The organism is Streptomyces venezuelae, from assembly GCF_008642335.1.
GTDB classification, from domain to species: Bacteria; Actinomycetota; Actinomycetes; order Streptomycetales; family Streptomycetaceae; genus Streptomyces; species Streptomyces venezuelae_F.
Genome location: NZ_CP029191.1, coordinates 3360583 through 3380996, shown reverse-complemented (window position 1 = coordinate 3380996; position 20414 = coordinate 3360583). Strand labels below are relative to the sequence as shown.

The window sequence follows — 20414 nt, the reverse complement described above, 5'->3', positions numbered from 1 at the left end:
CCCGCGATGAGCGAGATGATCACCGCGGATCTGGTCGACCTCGATCTCGACCGGTCCGCCGACACCAAGGAAGCGGCGTCCCGCGCGCTCGCCGAACGGATGGTGGCCCTCGGCCGGGTGACCGACCTCGACGGGTTCCTGGCCGACGTGGCGGCCCGCGAGGCACAGATGCCGACCGGCCTGGACGGCGGCATCGGCATCCCGCACTGCCGCAGCGCCCACGTCACCGAGCCGACCCTCGCGTTCGGCCGCTCGGCACGCGGCATCGACTTCGGCGCGCCGGACGGCCCCGCCGACCTGATCTTCCTGATCGCGGCCCCGGCGGGCGCGGACGACGCCCACCTGACGATCCTGTCGTCGCTGGCCCGGCAGCTGATGGACGCGGAGTTCACGGGAGCGCTGCGGTCGGCGCCGACGGCGGCGGAGGCGGCGGCGCTGATCAGCGGCGAGGACGCCGAAGCCCCCGTCGCTCCCGAAGCCCCCGCCGCTCCCGGAGCCGCCTCCGGCCCCGAAGCCGTCGCCGCCCCCGAAGCCCCCGCCGCACCCGTGGGCAACGGTTCCGGCAGCGGCTCCGACGAGCCCTTCCGCATCGTCGCCGTCACCTCCTGCCCCACCGGCATCGCCCACACCTACATGGCCGCCGAGTCGCTGGAGAACGCCGCGCGCGAGGCGGGCGTGGAGATCGCCGTCGAGACGCAGGGCTCGGCGGGCTTCACCCGGCTCGACCCCGCGGTGATCGCCGCCGCGGACGGCGTCGTGTTCGCGCACGACGTCCCCGTACGCGACAAGGACCGGTTCGCCGGGAAGCCCACCGTCGACGTGGGCGTGAAGGCGGGCATCAACCGTCCCGCGGAACTCCTCGCCGAGGTACGGGAGAAGGCCGAGCGCGGCGAGACGACCGCCCCGGCGGGCCCCACGCCCGTCGACAACGCCGGTGACAGCGGCGACGGCTACGGCACCAAGCTCCGCAAGTGGCTCATGTCCGGCGTCAGTTACATGGTGCCGTTCGTCGCCGCGGGCGGCCTGCTCATCGCCCTCGGGTTCGCCATCGGCGGCTGGAAGATCGACAAGGCGCCGTCGGTCGCCGAGCACTTCATCTGGACGGACCACACCAGCTGGGCCGCGCTGCTCTTCCAGATCGGCGGGCTCGCCTTCGCCTTCCTCGTCCCGGTCCTCGCGGGCTACATCGCGTACGGCATGGCCGACCGCCCGGGCCTGGTCCCCGGCTTCGTCGGCGGTTCGGTGGCCGTCACCATCGACGCCGGCTTCCTCGGCGGTCTCGCCGCGGGTCTGCTCGCGGGCGCCGTCGTCATGGGCATCCAACGGGTCCGCATCCCCGCCGTGCTGCGCGGCATCATGCCGGTCGTGGTGATCCCGCTGATCTCGTCGGCGGTGGTCGGCTTCCTGATGTTCCTGGTCGTCGGCAAGCCCATCGCCTCGCTGCAGAGCGCGCTGACCGACTGGCTGGAGGGCCTGTCCGGGGCCAACGCGGTCATCCTGGGCGTCATCCTCGGCCTGATGATGTGCTTCGACCTCGGCGGCCCGCTGAACAAGGTGGCCTACGCCTTCGCGGTCGGCGGCCTCGCCCACCCGACCGACGGCAGCCTCAAGGTCATGGCCGCGGCGATGGCGGCCGGCATGGTCCCGCCGCTCGCGATGGCGCTCGCCACGACGGTCCGCGGCCGTCTCTTCACCAAGACCGAGCGCGAGAACGGCAAGGCGGCGTGGTTCCTCGGCGCCTCCTTCATCACGGAGGGCGCGATCCCGTTCGCCGCCGCAGACCCGCTGCGCGTCATCCCCGCGTCGATGGCGGGCGGCGCGGTCACCGGCGCCCTGTCGATGGCGTTCGGCTGCACGCTGCGCGCCCCGCACGGCGGTGTCTTCGTGGTCCCGCTGATCGGCCAGCCCTTCCTCTACCTGGTGGCGATCGCCGCGGGTGTCGGTGTGTCGACGGCCGTGGTCATCCTGCTCAAGGGGGCACGGAAGACGACGCCTTCGGGCCCGGCGGCCGATGAGACGGTGCCGGCGGAGAAGCGGACACCGGCGACGGTCTGAGCGTCCGTGCGGGGCAACGGGTCCCGGAGTGTGCGACTTGCGTCACTTCGGGACCTAAGTCCTATTACCCCCTGTCGTAAGGCCCCACCCCTGTTGTCTACTGGGCCGCATGCTCCAGGATGTCTCGATCGTTCAGCAGATAGGCGTGGCCGTTCTCGCCGTGGCGACCGTCGTCTGGGCCGTGGGCCTGGTGCGGATGATGCGCAGGGACCGATTCGAGGACCGTTTCGCCGGCCGCTTCGAGGGGCCCTTCGAAGCCGAGGCATGGGGCCAGGCACCGGCGCTCCGCGCGCTGCCCGCCCAGCAGGGCCCGCCGCGCACGGAGACCGTGGAGCTCACGGCGGACGAGCGCGCCGCGTTCGCCGTTCTCGTACGCCAGTTCGGCGAGAGTCGTTCGTAACTCCCGGCTCCGGGCGCCTAGCTGCGTGCTCGGCGTTCCCGGGCCCATGCGCGGGCCCTGCGCTCCATCGCGGCGCGGGCGGCCTCCTCGGTGTCGTACACCTCGCACATGTGCCGCCCGTCGGGTGTGAGCGTGTGCTCGACCTCCCAGAGGCTGGTCTCGCCGCCGTCGAAGAGCAGGAACGCGTGCTCGTAGAGCGAGAAGCACATGCGCACCTCACCGGCGAGCTGCGGACGCCCGAACGCCTGGGTGATCTGGTGCGCGAACGCGGCACGGAGCAGCCGCGCGACGCTCTTGCCGGGCCGGTCGCCGTCCGGGTTCTCCGCGCGGCGCAGGAGCCGGCGCGCGTGGTCCGCGGAGTCGTCGGGAACATACACGTGCCGGGGCTCGGGGTCGGGCGGGAGCTCGACGAGCACGGGCCGGCCGCACGAGGGCGGGTCGGGCGGCAGCGGCAGGCGCGACGTGGCGACGCCCGCCTCCTCCTCGTCGGCGTAGAGCTCGTGCGTCGGGGCGCTTCCCGGCTCCGTGTTGTGGACGAGCTCCCAGAGCGTGAGCACGGACGCGTCGGCGAGCAGCCAGGTGTGTCTGAACGTCTCGCGGTGCAGCCCTGAGCTGTGGTGCGCGGAGTGCAGCGCGCTGTCGTGGGCGAGCGCGGTGCCGAGCCGGACGAGCACCTCGTCCGGCAGGTCGAAGGAGTTCATTGCGCGGCCGAGGAGTCGCTCGAGATGCTCCTCCGGAGAGTGGGGCTCGGGCGACTCGGGTGGCTCGTACGCGGTGTCGTACGGAACGCTCAAGGCTTTCTCCCGGCGTTGCTACATGTCACCTGGTGAGTGCATACCGTAGCCCCTGGGTCGGACATCATGCCCGGGAACCGGAAAACGCGTGAGCACAAAGCCCGGGAATCGGAAAACGCGCGAGCCACGCGGGAAGTTCCCGCGTGGCTCGCTCAGTTGGCGCGTCGGTCGACGCTGCCCGTGCGTCAGCTCGCGCTGCCCGCGGTCCACTCGCTCCAGGACATGTTCCAGCCGTTGAGGCCGTTGTCCGGGGCGATGGTCTTGTCGGGGGAGCCCTTGACCGTCACGATGTCGCCGATCATGGAGTTGTTGAAGAACCAGGCACCCTGCGTGTTGGGGTCACCCGCGCCGCGCGCGTCCTGGAGACCGACGCAGCCGTGGCTGGTGTTGGCGCTGCCGAAGATCGAGGGCGAGCCCCAGTAGTTGCCGTGGATGAAGGTGCCCGACGTGGACAGCCGCATGGCGTGCGGCACGTCCTTGATGTCGTACTCGCCACCGAAGCCGACCGTGTCACCGTTCATCCGGGTCTGGGTGAACTTCTCCGAGATGACCATCTTCCCGTTGTACGTCGGGTTCGACGGGCTGCCCGCGGAGATCGGGACGGTCTTGATGACCTTGCCGTCCCGCTCGACCGTCATCTTCTTGGCCTGCACGTCGACCGTGGAGACCTGCGCGCGGCCGACGGTGAAGGTGACCGTCTTGTTCTGTACGCCGGTGACGCCGTCCGCGCCCTTCACGCCGTCCAGGTTGATCTTCATGGTGACCTTGGAGCCGGCCTTCCAGTAGTCCTCGGGACGGAAGTCCAGGCGCTGGTTGCCGAACCAGTGGCCGACGACCTTCTGGCCGCTGTCGGACGTCACCGTGATGTGCGACTGGACGTCCTTCTTCTCCGTGATCGCCTTGTCGAAGTTGAAGGAGACCGGCATGCCGACGCCGACCTTGGCGCCACCGTCGGGCGCGTAGGTGCCGATGAAGCTGTTGGCGGAGGAGACCGTGGTGAACGTGGCGTTCTCGGTCGCCGCGTTGCCCTTGGCGTCCTTGGCGTTCGCCGTCACCTTGTACTTCGTGCCGCGCTCCAGCTGCGCCTTCGGCTTCCACGAGGTGCCGTCGCCGGAGATGGTGCCCTCGACCGCCGCGCCGGACGTCACCGACGTCATCTTCACGTCGGTCAGCTTGCCGTTCTTGACCTTGACGCCGGTGGCGTTGATCGAGGCGTCGGTGGCGCCGTCCTTGGACGAGATGGTGATGTCGGCGCCCTTGGCGGCAGCCGAGTTGCCGCCCTTCTTGTCGTCGTTGGCATCGGCGTCGCCACCGCAGGCCGTGAGGGTCAGCGCGCCCACGGCGGCGAGCGCGGTGGCGGCCAGCAGGGCACGGCGCCGGGGGTTGACTATGACCGACCTTGTCACGGGCTGCTCCAAGTACGTGTTCTGACTCAGTACGAGTTAAGAGCGGCCTGTGCCCGGAACGGTTGCGAACCGACGGTGTGAGTGTGAGCACATTCGAAGAGCCCAACGCGCCGCCCAATGCGGCTATTTGGGCAGCTTGCACCTATTGTTCCGCAGTCCTACTGCTTGCCGTACAGGTCGACGTACGAGGGGAAGGTCCCGCCCGGCGTCTTCACCGAGTCCGCCGCCAGCATCGCCCGTGTGATCGCCTCCGTCACCAGGTCCGCGCCCGCCGCCAGGATCTCGTTGAGGGCGAGCGGGTTGCCGGCGGCCAGGGCCCGGTCCCCGGTCGCGAGGGCGAACACCGTGTCGCCGTCGTTGAGGAGGTGGACGGGCCGCACCGCGCGCGCCATGCCGTCGTGCGACGTGCCCGCCAGCTTCTGCGCCTGCGCCTTGGTGAGTCCGGCGTCCGTGGCGACCACGGCGAGGGTCGTGTTCAGCGGCGGCGGCCCGTTGTGGACGGCGGTCTCGGCGAGCCGCCGCGTCGCCTCCTCGTGCACCTCGGGCGCGGGGTAGCCGACCCGCCGCCCCCTGAAGTACTGCCCGTACAACACTCCCGTCCCCGGATCCACCGCCGACCCCGCCGCGTTCGCCACGGCCAGCGCGGCGACCGTGATCCCCGAGTCCAGACGCACGCTCGCGCTGCCGACACCGCCCTTGACCCTGCCGACCAGCGCACCTGTGCCCGCCCCGACGTTGCCCTCCACGACCGGAGTGAACGGCTCCGTGCGCGCGGCGTCCTCGACGGCGGCCCGGCCCGTCGCCGCGTCGGGGCGGGCCCCGAAGTCGCCGCCCCGGCCCAGGTCGAAGACGCACGCGGCCGGGACGACCGGCACGACATGGGCCGGGTCGGGGCCCACCCTCACACCCCGCCCCCGCTCCTCCAGCCACGCCACGACACCGGACGCGGAGTCGAGCCCGTACGCACTGCCGCCCGTCAGGACGACCGCCTCGACGCGCTGCACCAGATTGCGCGGGTCGAGGGCGTCCGTCTCGCGCGTACCGGGTCCGCCGCCGCGCACGTCCACGGCGGCGACGGCCCCGCCCTCGGGGGCGAGGACCACGGTGGTGCCGGTGAGCCGGCCGCCGCCGGTCCGCGTGGCGTGGCCGACCCGCAGGCCGGCGACATCGGTGAGGGAGTCGGACAGCGGCCGGAACGCGGCTCCGGCCGGGCCGGCGGAAGCAGATGTCATGAAGCAGGCGTACCACGCCCCGTCCTCACGAGCGCCGCGCCATCCGGGTGGTGAGCGTCACGCCTGTCGCGACGGTCGCCGCGGTGACGAGCCCCGCCACCAGCACCGCCCAGCGGCCCGCGAACGTACTCGCGAGCACCGCCAACGCACTGACCGGCAGCACCAGTTGCTGCGCCAACCCCACCTTGTAGTAACGGGAGTGCAGCGCCCACACCGTGATCAGATAGAGCGCCGTCGGCACGGTCACCGCGGCGGACGCCGCCACCGTCGAGATGTGCGCCTTGCCGACGGCCTGTTCGACCGCCACCTCGATCCCGGCCCCGATCGCCGCGGCCGCGCCCAGGATCACGTAGTGGCCGTATCCCCACAGGAACGCCTGACGGTTGCTCCGCAGACGGCCGTGGATGGGCACGACGAAGTAGATCCACCACGCGGCGAACACGATGAGGAGGCCGCCCGCCGCGATCGGCAGCAACTCGTCCAGCGCGTCGTTCTCCTCGATGCCCGACTTCACCGCGACGGTCGCCGCCGCGATGGTCTCGCCGAGCACGATGATGGTGAACAGGCCGTACCGCTCCGAGATGTGATGCGGGTGCCAGGCCGTCGTGTACGCGCGCTCCGCGATCACCGGCACGCACATCTCCGCGACCGCCATCACCAGGAACAGCCAGGGCCTGCCGCCTTCCGGCAGGAACAGCAGCCCCGACCAGCCGACCTGACAGATCAGCACGCCCGCCGCGTACCGCAGGGCCGTCCCGCGCTCGGCGCCCGTCGCCGCACGCGCGACCCGCAGCCACTGCGAGGTGAGGGCGATCCGCATGATCAGGTAGCCGAGCCAGACGAGGAGGAAGTCGTGCTCCTCGAAGGCCCGCGACACCCCGGCGGCGAAGACCAGCACACCGGCGATCTGGATCAGCGTCACCACGCGGTACAGCGCGTCGTCGTTGTCGTACGCCGAAGCGAACCAGGAGAAGTTCACCCACGCCCAGAACATCGCGAAGAAGACCATCGCGTAGTTGAGGACGCCCTCGCCCGCGTGCCCCTCGGCGACGGCATGCACCAGCTCGGCACCGGCCTGGGCGACCGCCACGACGAAGCACAGGTCGAAGAAGAGCTCCAGCGGAGTCGCGGCGCGATGCTCCTCGTCGCGCCCCCGGGCCAGGAGCGGTCGCAATGGCTCGGGGAAGGGGGAGCCGGATGAGGGGGAAGTGGCTGAGGAAGCTGGTCCGGATGGTTCTGGTGCGGCAGGTGAGGCGGGTGTGCTTGTCATGCCCTCCAGGACAACAGAGGGCGTACGCCGAATCAGGCTGCGGCGCCGTACCGCACGACAGGGCCACCCGGGCGATGCAAGGCGCTCGCGTACCGGCGCAGGACCAGCCTCGCGATCTCGGGATGATCGGCGACCGGATCGGCCACCGCGTCGGCCCCGGCCCCGGCGAGCGCCGTCGCGAACCGCCCCGGCGCCAGCAGATGCGCGGCCACCGCCACCGTCCGGTACCCCGCGCCCCGCAGCCGCCCCACCGCCTCCGGAACGGTGGGCCCGGCCGACGAGCAGTACGCCCCGCACACCGGCACCCCGCACAACAGCTGACGCAGCTGCCGGACGGCGACCCGCGCCCCACCGTTGCCCCCGGGCCGCGACGAGCCCGCGGCCGCGAGGACCACGGCGTCGGCCCGCACGCCGGCGCGCCGCTCCGCCTCGTACAGCCGGTCGCGCAGCGCGAGCGCGACGGCACCCTCGCCGCTGAGCCCGTCGGTGAGCACGCAGCGCCCTTCGTGCCCGCGGACGACGGCGGGGATGTCGACCGTGCGGTGGTATCCGTCGCCGAGGAGGAGGGGCACGACGACGGCGCCGTCCCGCAGCGCTTCGGCGAGGGACGGGGTCTGGTGGTCGAGGTGCCCGAGGGCGGGCCGCACCCCGCCGAGCTCCTCCACCCGGTCGCGGAGCCGCTCCAGGGTGGACGCGGCACCGGGCACGGAACTGCCGTGCACGGCGAGCACCAGCGGTCGTGCCACTTGGGGCGCGGTGCGAGGCCGAACCGTCCCGTACCGCTCTGTCTCGGGTCGCACTGTCCACCCCACCCGGAGCCGGAGAACTCAGGACCACGGCGAGCAGGCCCGGGGCGGGACAGTGGTGTCGCCGCACTCCCGCCCCGGAAACCGCATCGCGCCGGGCTGCGGTGGTGGTCGGGAGGCAGCCCGTCGCCCACGACGCTATGCCCGCACCCGTCGGGCCGGGGCCGCCAAAAGCCCCTTCCACAGGGGTCGTTGGGCCCAACCGGTCGGGACCTTGGCGGTACGGAGCCGTCCCGTCCCCGGCCTACCGTCGGAGGGAAGATCCCCTCCCCGGGCCCGTCCGGCAGGGGATTCCCTCTGCGCGACGGAGTGTGACTCCCATGACCCAGAACCTGGTGCTCATCGGCCACGGAATGGTGGGGCACCGTTTCCTGGAGACACTCGCGGAGCGTGGCGCCCTCGCCGACCCCGCGATCCCGGACGGCCCCGGCTGGCGGGTGACCGTGCTCGCCGAGGAGGACAGGCCCGCGTACGACCGGGTCCACCTCTCGTCCGCCTTCACCGGCGCCACGGACGCGGATCTCGCCCTGTGCGACACCGGGTTCCTCGCCCGCCACGGCATCGACCTGCGGCTCGGCGATCCCGCCGAGCACATCGACACCGCGGCCCGCACGGTCACCACGACCTCCGGCGCCACCGTCCCCTACGACGTCCTGGTCATCGCCACCGGCTCCTATCCCTTCGTGCCGCCCATCCAGGGCGCCGACGCGACCGGCTGCTTCACCTACCGCACCCTGTACGACGTCGAGGCCCTCACCGCGTACGCCTCCGCGGAGAACCGGACCACCGGCGTCGTCATCGGCGGCGGACTCCTCGGCCTGGAGGCCGCGGGTGCCCTGCGCACGCTCGGACTCCGCACCCACGTCGTCGAGTTCGCACCCCGCCTCATGCCGCTCCAGGTCGACGACGGAGGCGCCGCGGCCCTGCGGGCCACCATCGAGTCGATGGGCGTGGCCGTGCACACCGGCGTCGGGGCGAGCCGGGTCGACATCGACGAGGCAGGAGCCGCGCGCGCGCTCTGCCTGAGTGACGGCCGCACCCTCGACGCCGATGTCGTCGTCTTCTCCGCCGGCGTACGTCCCCGGGACCGCCTCGCCCGTGAGGCGGGTCTCGTCGTGGGGGACCGGGGCGGCATTGTCGTCGACGAGCACTGCCGCACCACCGACCCCCGCGTCTACGCGATCGGCGAGTGCGCCCAGGGCGCCGACGGCCGCGTCTACGGCCTGGTCGCCCCCGGTTACCAGATGGCCGAGGCGGCGGCCGACGCCCTCGCGGGGGACGGCACCGCCGTCTTCACCGGAGCCGACACCTCCACCAAGCTGAAGCTGATGGGCGCCGACGTCGCCTCCTTCGGCGACCCGTTCGCCCCCGAGGGAGCGGAGGGCGGCGCCGTCTCCGTCGTCTTCTCCGACACCCGCGAGGGCGTCTACAAGAAGCTGCTGCTCGGGCCGGAGGGACAGCTGCTCGGCGGCATCCTCGTCGGCGACGCCGAGGCCTACGGCACCCTGGTGCCACACGCGGGCCGCGCCCTGCCCGCACCTCCCGAGGCGTACGTCCTGCCCGCCACCGGCGTCGAACCTCCCGGCGCCGACACCCTGCCCGACGACGCCGTCGTCTGCAGCTGCCACAACGTCACCAAGGGAGCCGTCCGCACCGCCGTCGCCGAGAACTCCCTCACCGACATCGGCGGCATCAAGCGGTGCACCAAGGCCGGCACCGGTTGCGGCGGCTGCCTCTCCACCCTGCAGTCCGTGCTCGACGCGGAGCTCGCCGCCTCCGGGGTCGAGCGGACGAAAGGGCTGTGCGAACACTTCGCGCTGACCCGCGCCGAGATCTACGAGACGGTCCGCACCGAACGCATCCGGTCCTTCGGCGAGTTGCTGCGCAAGCACGGCCTGGGCGGCGAGGGCTGTGCCGTCTGCAAGCCCGTCGTCGGGAACGTCCTCGGCACCCTCGCCCCCGAACTGGGTCTCGGCCACGTCCTGGACGGCGAGCAGGCCGCACTCCAGGACTCCAACGACGTCTTCCTCGCCAACCTCCAGAAGGACGGCACCTACTCCGTCGTCCCGCGCATCCCCGGCGGCGAGATCACCTCCGCCCAGCTCATCGCGATCGGCGAGGTCGCCCGCGACTACGACCTCTACACGAAGATCACCGGAGGTCAGCGCATCGACCTCTTCGGCGCACGCGCCGACCAGCTCCCGGCCATCTGGCGCCGTCTCGTCGCCGTCGGCCTGGAGTCCGGCCACGCCTACGGCAAGTCCCTGCGCACGGTGAAGTCCTGCGTCGGCGCCAAGTTCTGCCGGTTCGGGCAGGGCGACTCCGTGCGGCTCGCGATCGACCTGGAGCTGCGCTACCGCGGCCTGCGCACCCCGCACAAGATCAAGGGTGGCGTCTCCGGCTGCCTGCGCGAGTGCGCCGAGGCCCGCGGCAAGGACATCGGCGTCATCGCCACGGCCAACGGCTGGAACCTCTACGTCGGCGGCAACGGCGGCGCCCGGCCGCGCCACGCCGACCTCCTCGCCGCCGACCTGTCGACCACCGAACTCCTGCGCATCGTCGACCGCTTCCTCATGTACTACCTGCGCACCGCCGAGCGCCTGGAGCGCACAGCCCCGTGGTTCGAGCGCATCGGCGGCCTCGACCACCTGAAGGCCGTCCTGATCGACGACTCGCTCGGCATCTGCGGCGACCTCGAGGCCCAGATGGACCGCCACGCGGCGGCCTACCGCGACGAGTGGCAGGCGGTCCTCGGGGATCCGCAGGCGCTTGCCCGCTTCGAGCAGCACCTCGCGCAGCCGTCGCCCGAGTTCCTGGAGCCGGGCCGCGGCCGGGCGGCGGTGCTGCCCGACGGCACCGAGGCCGCGCTGTTCAAGGACGGCGAAGGACGGGTGTACGCCGTCGGCAACCGCGACCCGTTCTCCGGGGCCGACGTCATCGCCCACGGCATCCTCGGCACCCGCGGCGGCCGCACCGTCGTGGCATCCCCGATGTACAAGCAGGAGTTCGACCTGCGGACCGGGGAGTGCCTGGACGACCCGTCGGTCCGGCTGCCTGTCCACGAGCTGCCGGTTCACGAGCTGCCGGTCCACGAGGTCTGAAGGCCCCCCGCTTTCCCGGACTTCGGCCCGGTCGGTAGGTGTCCTCCGCCTCTGCTCCCGACCGTCCGCGCGCCAGAAGGTGGATACGTCAGGCCCCGAAGCAAGGTCGGGACCCTGAGCGAACTGGAAACCAACATGAGATCGCCTGCCGCCCAAAAAGCGCCCACCGCGCCCACGGCCACGTCGTACGACCCCGGCCAGTACCGGCCCGGCAAGACCATCACCGACTGGGAGCCGGAGAACGAACTCTTCTGGAAGTCCACCGGCAAGAAGGTCGCCGCCCGCAACCTGTGGATCGCGGTCCCCGCCCTGCTGGTGGCGTTCGTGGTCTGGCAGGTGTGGTCGGTGACGGCGACCAACCTCAAGGATGTCGGCTTCGGTTTCTCCACCTCCCAGCTGTTCTGGCTGACGGCGGTCCCGGGCCTGACGGGCGGCACGGCCCGGATCTTCTACACCTTCCTCGGCCCGATGATCGGCCAGCGCCGCTTCACCGCACTGTCCACCGTCGTCCTGGTCGTCCCGCTGATCTGGCTCGGCATCGCGGTCCAGAACCCCGACACCTCGTACGGCGTGATGATCGCCATCGCGGCCCTCTGCGGAATCGGCGGCGCCAACTTCGCCTCGTCGCTCGCCAACATCGGCTTCTTCTTCCCGAAGAAGGACAAGGGCAACGCGACCGGCATCAACGGCGGCCTCGGCAACCTCGGTGTCTCCGTCGTCCAGCTGCTCACCCCGATCGTCATCACCAGCTCGGTCGTCGCGGTCGGCTCGGCCCAGCACAAGGCCGACGGCACGGCGGTCTGGCTGCAGAACGCGGCGTTCCTGTGGGTGCCCGTCCTGGTGATCCTGGCCGTCGTCGCCTGGTTCGGCCAGAACGACCTCAAGGTCGCGTCGACCCCCTTCAGCCAGCAGAAGATCATCTTCAAGCGCAAGCACAACTGGCTGATGACCTGGCTCTACGTCGGTACGTTCGGTTCCTTCATCGGCTTCGCCGCCGCCCTGCCGATGCTCATCAAGACCACGTTCACCCCGATCGACGCGGCCTACTCCGCGGCCACGTACGCCTGGATGGGCCCGGCCGTGGGTGCGCTCGCCCGCTGGGCCGGCGGCTGGATCGCCGACAAGATCGGTGGCGCGAGGGTCACGATCATCTCGTTCGTCGGCATGGCGCTCTCGATCATCGGCGTCATCAACTTCCTGCCCTCCGGCGGCGACGACGGCAACTTCTGGGGCTTCTTCGCCTGCTTCCTGATCGCGTTCTTCTTCTCGGGCATCGGCAACGGTTCCACGTTCCGGCAGATCCCGGTGATCTTCCGCAACCAGCACCTGAAAGGCCTGTCCGAGGGCACGCCCGAGTACGCGAAGGCGCTGAAGCAGGCGGAGATGGAGGCGGGCGCCGTCACCGGCTTCACGTCCGCCATCGCGGCGTACGGGTTCTTCTTCATCCCGGCGATGTTCGCCAACTTCGCGGTCACCAGCGCGATGTGGGGCTTCGTGGCCTTCTACGTCAGCTGCATCGCGGTCGCCTGGTGGTTCTACGCCCGCAAGGGCGCCGAGTCGCCGAGCTGACGCCTCCCTCCACCCCCTTTTCCCGGTCATTCCGTACCACGGAGCGGCCGGGAATTTCTTGTGAATGCATTCACAAGCGAACTTGGGTCCAAAGTCCCACCGGAAGCCGCAGGTCAGGGGCGGTGTGCGGGCTTCCGCTCGGCGGAAACGGGGACCATCGGTCCCTGATCGAGGACCATTGCCGACCCTTTGATCGATCGCACAGGAGTGGAATGGAGGTGTACCGAAGAAGCGACACGGAAGGTGCGGGTCATGACTGCCACTCCTGCGGAAACGACTGTGAACGGCGGGGCCTGGGACGGCTTCAAGGGCGGGCTGTGGCGGGACGCCATCGACGTCCGCGACTTCGTGCAGCAGAACTACACCCCGTACGAAGGCGACGGATCCTTCCTGGCCGGTCCGACCGAACGCACCACCGGGGTCTGGCAGAAGCTCCTCTCGATATTCCCCACGGAGATCGAGCGCGGCATCTACGACGTCGACGTGAAGACCCCCTCCCGCATCGACGCCTTCGGCCCGGGCTACGTCGACGGCACCGCCGCCGACCACAAGGATTTGATCGTCGGCCTGCAGACCGACGCACCGCTCCGCCGCGCGATCATGCCCAACGGCGGCTGGCGCATGGTCGAGGGCGCCCTCAACGCCTACGGCTACGAGGCCGACCCCGAGGTCCGGGACATTTACACGCACCTGCGCAAGACCCACAACGAAGGCGTCTTCGACGCCTACACGCCCGAGATCCGCGCCTGTCGCTCGTCCGGCATCATCACCGGACTGCCCGACGCCTACGGCCGCGGCCGCATCATCGGCGACTACCGCCGCGTCGCCCTCTACGGAGTCGACCACCTCATCGCCGCCAAGGAGGCCGACAAGGCCGCACTCGGCGAGGAGTGGGCGACCGAGGACGTCATCCGCGGCCGCGAGGAGGTCTCCGAGCAGATCAAGGCGCTCAACGAACTCAAGGCCATGGCGATGTCGTACGGCCACGACATCGCGAAGCCCGCCACCACCGGCCGCGAGGCCGTCCAGTGGCTGTACTTCGCCTACCTCGCCGCCGTGAAGGAGCAGAACGGCGCGGCCATGTCGATCGGCCGCATCGACAACTTCCTCGACATCTACCTGCAGCGCGACATCGAAGCGGGCCGCATCACCGAGGAAGAGGCACAGGAGCTCATCGACGACTTCGTCATCAAGCTCCGCATCGTCCGCTTCCTGCGCACCCCCGAGTACAACGAGGGCTTCTCCGGCGACCCCACCTGGGTCACCTGGTCGATGGCCGGCATCGGCGAGGACGGCCGCCCGCTCGTCTCGCGCACCACCTTCCGCGCCCTGCAGACCCTCTACAACCTCGGCCCCGCCCCCGAGCCGAACCTCACGGTCTTCTGGTCGCAGCGACTGCCCCAGGGCTTCAAGGAGTTCGCCTCCCGGGTCGCCATCGACACCTCGGCCATCCAGTTCGAGTCCGACGAGCTGATGCGCCCCAAGTACGGCGACGACACCGCGATCGCCTGCTGCGTCTCCGCGATGGCCGTCGGCAAGCAGATGCAGTTCTTCGGCGCCCGCGTCAACGTCGCCAAGGCGCTCCTCTACGCGATCAACGGCGGCCGCGACGAGAAGTCCGGCAAGACCGTCGTGCAGGGGTTCACGCCCATCGAGGGCGAGTACCTGGACTACGCGACCGTCGTGAAGCAGTACGACGCCATGCTCGACTGGCTGGCCAAGACGTACGTCCACGCGCTCAACGTCATCCACTACATGCACGACAAGTACGCCTACGAGCGCATCGAGATGGCGCTGCACGACCAGGAGATCCTGCGCACCATGGCGTGCGGCATCGCGGGCCTCTCGGTGGCCGCCGACTCGCTCTCGGCGATCAAGCACGCCAAGGTCAAGGTGGTCCGCGACGAGACGGGCCTCGCCGTCGACTACGAGATCGAGGGCGACTACCCGGCCTACGGCAACAACGACGACCGTGCCGACGACATCGCGCGGCGCATCGTGCACGACTTCATGCAGAAGGTCCGCAAGCACCCCACCTACCGCGGCGCGGTGCACACCCAGTCGGTGCTGACCATCACCTCGAACGTCGTCTACGGCAAGAAGACCGGCAACACCCCCGACGGCCGCCGCGCCGGCGAGCCGTTCGCCCCGGGCGCCAACCCGATGAACGGCCGCGACGAGCACGGCTACATCGCCTCGGCGATGTCGGTCGCCAAGCTGCCCTACGACGACGCCGAGGACGGCATCTCGCTGACCAACACCATCACCCCGGACGCGCTCGGCCGCACCCCCGAGGAGCGGGTCGCGAACCTGGCCGGAGTCCTGGACGGCTTCATGGCGAGCGACGGCTTCCACATGAACGTCAACGTGCTGAACAAGGCGACCCTGGAGGACGCCATGGAGCACCCGGAGAACTACCCGCAGCTGACCATCCGGGTCTCCGGATACGCGGTCAACTTCATCCGGCTCACCCGCGACCAGCAGCTCGACGTCATCAACCGCACCTTCCACGGCTCCCTCTGAGCCACCGGCTCTCCCCGAGCCAACGGCTCCCTCCGAGGAGCCGCCCCCGAACCGCGGCCCCGGGGCCCGGCCCTCACCCCGGCCCCGGGCGCCGCGCACTCCGCTTCCTGCCAGTAGCCCAGGAGTCACGCCATGGCTGTCCTGCTCGGAACCGACATCCCCGTACGCCCCCGCACCACCGACGACGACGCGGTCACCCCCGCCGCGGCCGCCACCCACCGCCCCGTCACCGGCTCGATCCACTCCTGGGACCTGTCCACCGGCGTCGACGGACCGGGGTCGCGCTTCGTCACGTTCCTCGCAGGCTGCCCCCTCAGCTGTCTGTACTGCCACAACCCCGACACCTGGCGGATGCGGGACGGCAGGCGCACCACCGCGGACGCCGTGATCGCGGAAGCCGCCAAGTACACGAAGTTCATATCCGCGGCCGGGGGCGGGGCCACCGTCAGCGGCGGCGAGCCCCTGCTGCAGCCCGTCTTCACCGGCGAGCTGCTCCACCGCCTCAAGCACGAGCTGGGCCTGCACACCGCGCTCGACACGTCCGGTTTCCTCGGCGCACGCGCCACCGACGCCCTGCTCCGCGACGTCGACCTGGTCCTGCTCGACATCAAGTCCTGGGACCCCGGGACATACCGTGAGGTCACCGGCCGCCCCCTGCAGCCCACCCTGGACTTCGCCCGCCGCCTCGCCGACCTCGGCCAGGAGACCTGGGTGCGCTTCGTCCTCGTCCCCGGCCTCACCGACGACCCGGCGAACATCGAGGGCGTCGCCCGCTTCGCCGCCGCGCTCGGCAACATCTCGCGCGTCGACGTGCTGCCCTTCCACAAGCTGGGGGAGGCGAAGTGGGACGCGCTCGGCAAGGACTTCACCCTGCGCGGCACCCCCTCGCCCACCCCGGAGCAGGTGGCCGCAGCCAAGGAGATCTTCGCGGCTCAGGGCCTCAAGGCCGTATGAATCGAGGGGGCGGCCCGGCGCGACGTACCCTGGAGGCATGAGTACCGCCCCCGCCCCCGAACCGCGAGATCCGGACGAGCCGGCCCCCCAGCCGACGGCCAAGGCGAAGAACGCGCTGGTCTTCGACGACCCGCTGGCGCAGCAGTCATCGGACGACACGGACCGTGGGTGGGGCGAGCGGGCCGACACCCGCGGCGACAGCGCGGCCGACCTCGCGCGCTTCCTCGACGAGAAGCCGCCCCACCACATCTGAAGCCCGGCCGCCGCGTGCGCGGCTACTCCTTGCGCGGCCCCGAGCCGCGCGAGCCGCGCTGCGCCACCAGCTCGTCGCGGATCTCCTTGAGCACCTCCAGCTCGGAGACCTCGATGACCTCCTTCGTGCCCTCCCGCTCGGCCCTCTTGGCCGCCACCCGCGCCAGGTACTTGGCCATGGGCAGCACCATCAGGAAGTACACGACGGCCGCGGTGATCACGAAGCTGAGGACCGCGCTGAGCACGGGGCCCCACATGATCGGGATGCCCTTGACGACCTCGCCCGCCGCGTTCGTCTCGCAGGGAGCCTTCAGGCACGAGCGGTAGTGATCGAGGTCCTTCGTGCCGAAGGCGCCGACGAGCGGGTTGATGACGCCCTTCACCACCGAGTTCACGATGTTCGTGAAGGCGGCTCCGATGACCACCGCGACCGCCAGGTCGACGACATTGCCGCGCATCAGGAAGGCCTTGAAGCCCTCCCAGATGCCCGGTTCCTTCTTCTCGCTCACCACGAGGCCTTTCGTTGCATGTGCGGGTTGCTGGACAAACAACTTCGCAACCTACGTGAGCCCCGGGCCGACCTGTCCAATTGAGACGCACGAACCAGCGACTTGACCGGCATCCAGTGCGATCGTGAACGTTCCGGTTCATCGGAAGGCCACCGCCAGCGGCCCGCTCGCACCGGCCCCGGCCAGCCGTGCCGCCGCGTCCCTCGGGACGGACAGCACCACCAACGCGCCGGCCTCGGCGGGGCCTTCCCCGGGTTCGGGCACGGCGGTCACCCGCGCTCCCGACGCCACCGTGCGCGGCTCGGCTCCGGCCGAGGGCGATCCGCCTGCGGCGATCACGTCGACCCGGTCGCCGGGACGCAGCAGGCGCACGGTGTCCGCGTCCGCGATGCGCACGGGAGCGGTCACCTTGGCCGCGGAACGATCGGCCGCGGGCGCGGGAGCGGCCGCGACCCGGTGCGGCGCGGGAGTCTCCCCCGGAGCCGCCGCACGCGGGACCGTGCCCGCGAGGGCCGCCGCGGTCATCGCGAGACCCACGGCCAGCACCCGCCGTCTGTGCCGCAGCAGCCGGTCGAGCCGCGGCCATCCGCCGCGCACCCGCACGGGCGGGAAGGGAGGGACCCGGCGGCCCTCGGGACGTGCGTGATCTTGCGTGTGATGTTCCGGTCGGGTCTGAGGAGGGACGTGCGTCACGACAACCACCGCCTGCGATGCGAAGAGCTCGGCTTCCGCTCTCACGATGCAGGTCCGCGCCGATCCTCGCTGAGCCCGGTGGACTACCCGCCGGTTGTGGACAACTCCCTCACGCGAACGTGGACTTCCGCCGGTTCACGCGCCTGTTCACGCGCCTGTTCACGGCAGCCGGATCCCCGTGTCCGCCCCGCCCAACGCTCCCGCGCAGAGACACCCACGGCCGCTCCCGTCCCCCTCCGGCAGCCCCGCCACCGCGTCGAACAGCACGCCCCGCATCCGGTCCACGTTGGCGGCGAAGACCCGCAGGACCTCGTCGTGCGAGACGCCCTCGCCGGTCTCGGCGCCCGCGTCCAGATCCGTGACCAGCGCCAAGGACGTGTAGCAGAGCTCCAGTTCGCGGGCGAGCGCCGCCTCGGGATGGCCGGTCATGCCCACCACCGACCAGCCCTGCGCCGCGTACCAGCGCGACTCCGCCCGGGTCGAGAAGCGCGGCCCCTCGACCACGACGAGCGTCCCGCCGTCGACCGGCTCCCAGCCACGGGCGCGGGCGGCCCGCACGGCCGTGTCGCGGCCCACCGGGCAGTAGGGGTCGGCGAGCGAGACGTGGACGACGTTCGGCACGCTGCCGTCGGGGAGCGGGACCCCGTCGAAGTACGTCTGGGCGCGCGTCTGCGTGCGGTCCACGAGCTGGTCGGGGACGAGCAGCGTGCCCGGTCCGTACTCCGCCCGCAGGCCGCCGACCGCGCACGGTCCGAGAACCTGGCGCACGCCCACGGAGCGCAGCGCCCAGAGGTTGGCGCGGTAGTTGATGCGGTGCGGCGGCAGATGGTGGCCGCGGCCGTGCCGGGGCAGGAAGGCGACCCGGCGTCCCGCGATCTCACCGAGGAAGAGGGAGTCGCTCGGGGCTCCGTAGGGGGTGTCGACCTGGACCTCGGTCACGTCGTCGAGGAAGGAGTAGAAGCCGGAGCCGCCTATGACGCCGATCTGGGCCCGCTCGGCGTTCGCCGTGTTCACCATGGCCCGACAGTAGCCGGACTGCTCGGCGCGGCCCATGCCTGAGAGCCGCTCCCGCACACGCCGACGACCCCACCGTCACGTGGACGGCGGGGTCGGGCGGAACGGTCTGTGGGAGGTCCTACGCGGCCGAGCTCGACGACGTGGACGCCGAGGAGCCGGACGACTTCGAGTCCGAGGACGAGGAGGACGAAGCGGCCTTCGAGTCCGACGTGGACGAGGAGGACGACGAGCCGGAACCCGACTTCGACGAGGCATTCGCCGGCGTGCTGCTCGACGACGAGCCGCGGCTGTCGTTGCGGTAGAACCCGGAGCCCTTGAAGACGATGCCGACCGCCGAGAACACCTTCTTGAGGCGTCCGTCGCAGTTGGGGCATACCGTCAGGGCGTCATCGGTGAACTTCTGCACCGCCTCGAGGCCCTCGCCGCACTCGGTGCACTGGTACTGGTACGTCGGCACTTGCTTCCTCCTGGCACTCTCACTCGATGAGTGCTAACGACGGTCCATAGTGACGTATTCCGCGGGATCAGTCCACCGTCACCGGCACGCGGTGACCGACGCCACGCGCCACCGTGCGCCCCGGGGCCTTGGGGACGAGCCGCGAGCGAAGGGTCACGAGGACCGCGAGAGCCAGTGCCGTGCCGCCCAGCGGGACCAGGAATCCGGCCCCGTCCCAGAAGCGGTCCTCCAGCTGTCCCGCGACCGTCACGGCGGCCGCCTGGCCGAGCGCGACCGCGCCGGTCAGCCAGGTGAAGGCCTCCGTGCGGCCGGTCGGCGCGACCAGCTTGTCGACCAGGGTGTAGCCGGTGATCAGGGCGGGCGCGATGCAGATGCCGACCAGCAGGCCGAGCCCGGCGAGAAGCAGCACGGAGTGCGCCGCCCACAGGCCGGAGGCCATCAGGGTCAGCGCCGTGTAGCCGACCAGGAGGCGCCGCTGCGGGGAGACCTTCCAGGCGATGGCGCCGCAGACGACGCCGGAGAGCATGTTGCCCGCCGCGAAGGTGCCGTACAGGACACCGTTCAGACCGGGCTCGCCGATCGACTCGGTGAACGCGGCCAGCGAGACCTGCATGCCGCCGAAGACGGCGCCGATGCCGAGGAACGTGACGATGAGGACCCGCACTCCGGGGACGCGCAGCGCGGAGACATGCTCCACGCGTGCGTGCTCGTCGTTCAGCGAGGAGGGCTGGGGCTGGGTGCTCTTCTGCGCGGCGAACAGGAGGCCACCGACCAGTGTGAGTCCGGCCTCGGTGAGGAGTCCGGCGGAGGGGTCGATGGTGGTGCACAGCGCGGTCGCGAGGAGCGGGCCGAGGACGAAGGTCAGCTCGTCGGTGACCGACTCGAAGGCGGCCGCCGTGGTGGCCAGGGGGGTGTCCTGGAGCATGACGCCCCAGCGGGCGCGCACCATGGGGCCGATCTGCGGCGTGGAGGCGCCCGCGGGCACGGCGGCCACGAACAGCGTCCACAGGGGCGCGTCGGAGAGCGCGAGCACCGTCAGGGCGACGACGGAGGCGGAGTGGACCAGGACGCCGGGCAGCAGCACGGCGCGCTGGCCGAACCGGTCGGCGAGCTTGCCGCTGAAGGGGGCGAACAGCGCCATGGAGACGCCGGTGGCGGCCGAGACGGCGCCCGCGGCACCGTACGAGCCGGTGGTGTGCTGCACCAGCAGGACGATGGAGATCGTCAGCATCGCGAACGGCTGTCGCGCCGCGAAGCCGGGGAGCAGGAACGTCCAGGCGCGAGGGGTGCGCAGGAGCTGTCCGTAGCCCGGGCGGGATTCGGTGACCGTGGATGCCACGGCCGTGCCTTTCTGCCGCCTGGTAGCGCCCGTGCGG

At 71.1% G+C, this 20414-nt stretch carries 17 protein-coding genes; 7 read left to right on the top strand and 10 right to left on the bottom strand.

The genetic code is table 11. From position 1 onward, the window contains the following. Nucleotides 1–6 precede the first annotated feature (6 nt). Complete coding sequence (locus DEJ49_RS15075; protein WP_150184598.1) at nucleotides 7–2055, top strand: fructose-specific PTS transporter subunit EIIC; 2049 nt, start codon at nucleotides 7–9, stop codon at nucleotides 2053–2055. Between the two features lie 109 nt (nucleotides 2056–2164). Next, a complete protein-coding gene (locus DEJ49_RS15070; protein WP_150184597.1) occupies nucleotides 2165–2455 on the top strand; it encodes a hypothetical protein in 291 nt (96 codons plus the stop codon). Nucleotides 2456–2472: 17 nt separating this feature from the next. Here DEJ49_RS15070 and DEJ49_RS15065 read toward each other — a convergent pair whose 3' ends face one another. From DEJ49_RS15065 to DEJ49_RS15045, 5 genes are all read right to left on the bottom strand, one after another. Then, nucleotides 2473–3249: a DUF6227 family protein gene (locus DEJ49_RS15065; RefSeq protein WP_150184596.1), complete on the bottom strand. Its 777-nt coding sequence runs from the start codon at nucleotides 3247–3249 to the stop codon at nucleotides 2473–2475. 185 nt (nucleotides 3250–3434) lie between these two features. Beyond that, nucleotides 3435–4667, bottom strand: coding sequence for an Ig-like domain-containing protein (locus DEJ49_RS15060; protein ID WP_190329357.1), 1233 nt, complete (start codon nucleotides 4665–4667; stop codon nucleotides 3435–3437). A gap of 146 nt (nucleotides 4668–4813) precedes the next feature. Further along, complete coding sequence (locus DEJ49_RS15055; RefSeq protein ID WP_150184595.1) at nucleotides 4814–5887, bottom strand: P1 family peptidase; 1074 nt, start codon at nucleotides 5885–5887, stop codon at nucleotides 4814–4816. 25 nt (nucleotides 5888–5912) lie between these two features. Further along, a complete protein-coding gene (locus tag DEJ49_RS15050; RefSeq protein WP_150184594.1) occupies nucleotides 5913–7157 on the bottom strand; it encodes a low temperature requirement protein A in 1245 nt (414 codons plus the stop codon). A 32-nt stretch (nucleotides 7158–7189) separates the two neighbouring features. Then, nucleotides 7190–7903, bottom strand: a complete 714-nt coding sequence (locus tag DEJ49_RS15045; protein ID WP_190329356.1) for a sirohydrochlorin chelatase — start codon at nucleotides 7901–7903, stop codon at nucleotides 7190–7192. Nucleotides 7904–8283: 380 nt separating this feature from the next. Between DEJ49_RS15045 and nirB the strand changes: the two genes are divergently transcribed. The 5 genes from nirB to DEJ49_RS15020 all read left to right on the top strand — a co-directional run bounded on the left by nirB (nucleotide 8284) and on the right by DEJ49_RS15020 (nucleotide 16363). After that, entirely contained in the window at nucleotides 8284–11064 is a 2781-nt protein-coding gene (nirB, locus tag DEJ49_RS15040) for a nitrite reductase large subunit NirB (RefSeq protein WP_150184592.1), read from the top strand. A 135-nt stretch (nucleotides 11065–11199) separates the two neighbouring features. Continuing rightward, on the top strand, nucleotides 11200–12633 hold the full coding sequence (locus tag DEJ49_RS15035; RefSeq protein ID WP_150184591.1) for a NarK family nitrate/nitrite MFS transporter: 1434 nt from the start codon (nucleotides 11200–11202) through the stop codon (nucleotides 12631–12633). 252 nt (nucleotides 12634–12885) lie between these two features. Further along, a complete protein-coding gene (gene pflB / locus DEJ49_RS15030; protein WP_150184590.1) occupies nucleotides 12886–15156 on the top strand; it encodes a formate C-acetyltransferase in 2271 nt (756 codons plus the stop codon). 132 nt (nucleotides 15157–15288) lie between these two features. Then, a complete protein-coding gene (pflA, locus tag DEJ49_RS15025) occupies nucleotides 15289–16110 on the top strand; it encodes a pyruvate formate-lyase-activating protein (RefSeq protein ID WP_150184589.1) in 822 nt (273 codons plus the stop codon). 37 nt (nucleotides 16111–16147) lie between these two features. Continuing rightward, nucleotides 16148–16363 carry a hypothetical protein gene (locus tag DEJ49_RS15020; RefSeq protein ID WP_150184588.1) on the top strand — a complete coding sequence of 72 codons (216 nt, stop codon included), beginning with the start codon at nucleotides 16148–16150 and terminating at the stop codon, nucleotides 16361–16363. Nucleotides 16364–16385: 22 nt separating this feature from the next. On the opposite strand, the gene mscL is transcribed toward DEJ49_RS15020, so the two are convergent. The 5 genes from mscL to DEJ49_RS14995 form a co-directional block, all read right to left on the bottom strand. After that, on the bottom strand, nucleotides 16386–16874 hold the full coding sequence (gene mscL / locus DEJ49_RS15015) for a large conductance mechanosensitive channel protein MscL (RefSeq protein WP_150184587.1): 489 nt from the start codon (nucleotides 16872–16874) through the stop codon (nucleotides 16386–16388). 135 nt (nucleotides 16875–17009) lie between these two features. Next, nucleotides 17010–17474 carry an RcpC/CpaB family pilus assembly protein gene (locus DEJ49_RS15010; RefSeq protein ID WP_223832841.1) on the bottom strand — a complete coding sequence of 155 codons (465 nt, stop codon included), beginning with the start codon at nucleotides 17472–17474 and terminating at the stop codon, nucleotides 17010–17012. A gap of 249 nt (nucleotides 17475–17723) precedes the next feature. Beyond that, complete coding sequence (locus DEJ49_RS15005; RefSeq protein ID WP_150184585.1) at nucleotides 17724–18581, bottom strand: S-methyl-5'-thioadenosine phosphorylase; 858 nt, start codon at nucleotides 18579–18581, stop codon at nucleotides 17724–17726. Between the two features lie 118 nt (nucleotides 18582–18699). Continuing rightward, complete coding sequence (locus DEJ49_RS15000; RefSeq protein WP_150184584.1) at nucleotides 18700–19038, bottom strand: FmdB family zinc ribbon protein; 339 nt, start codon at nucleotides 19036–19038, stop codon at nucleotides 18700–18702. A gap of 67 nt (nucleotides 19039–19105) precedes the next feature. Next, the gene (locus DEJ49_RS14995; RefSeq protein ID WP_150184583.1) at nucleotides 19106–20377 is read right to left on the bottom strand and encodes an MFS transporter; all 1272 of its coding nucleotides are present in this window, start codon (nucleotides 20375–20377) and stop codon (nucleotides 19106–19108) included. Between the last annotated feature and the right edge of the window lie 37 nt (nucleotides 20378–20414).

Bases quoted from the DNA above. Each gene is read 5' to 3' on its own strand.
- DEJ49_RS15050 (WP_150184594.1), bottom strand. From the start codon at position 7,157: ATGACAAGCACACCCGCCTCACCTGCCGCACCAGAACCATCCGGACCA.
- pflB (WP_150184590.1), top strand. From the start codon at position 12,886: ATGACTGCCACTCCTGCGGAAACGACTGTGAACGGCGGGGCCTGGGAC.
- DEJ49_RS15020 (WP_150184588.1), top strand. From the start codon at position 16,148: ATGAGTACCGCCCCCGCCCCCGAACCGCGAGATCCGGACGAGCCGGCC.
- DEJ49_RS15035 (WP_150184591.1), top strand. From the start codon at position 11,200: ATGAGATCGCCTGCCGCCCAAAAAGCGCCCACCGCGCCCACGGCCACG.
- DEJ49_RS15055 (WP_150184595.1), bottom strand. From the start codon at position 5,887: ATGACATCTGCTTCCGCCGGCCCGGCCGGAGCCGCGTTCCGGCCGCTG.
- DEJ49_RS15005 (WP_150184585.1), bottom strand. From the start codon at position 18,581: ATGGTGAACACGGCGAACGCCGAGCGGGCCCAGATCGGCGTCATAGGC.
- nirB (WP_150184592.1), top strand. From the start codon at position 8,284: ATGACCCAGAACCTGGTGCTCATCGGCCACGGAATGGTGGGGCACCGT.
- DEJ49_RS15075 (WP_150184598.1), top strand. From the start codon at position 7: ATGAGCGAGATGATCACCGCGGATCTGGTCGACCTCGATCTCGACCGG.
- DEJ49_RS15070 (WP_150184597.1), top strand. From the start codon at position 2,165: ATGCTCCAGGATGTCTCGATCGTTCAGCAGATAGGCGTGGCCGTTCTC.
- pflA (WP_150184589.1), top strand. From the start codon at position 15,289: ATGGCTGTCCTGCTCGGAACCGACATCCCCGTACGCCCCCGCACCACC.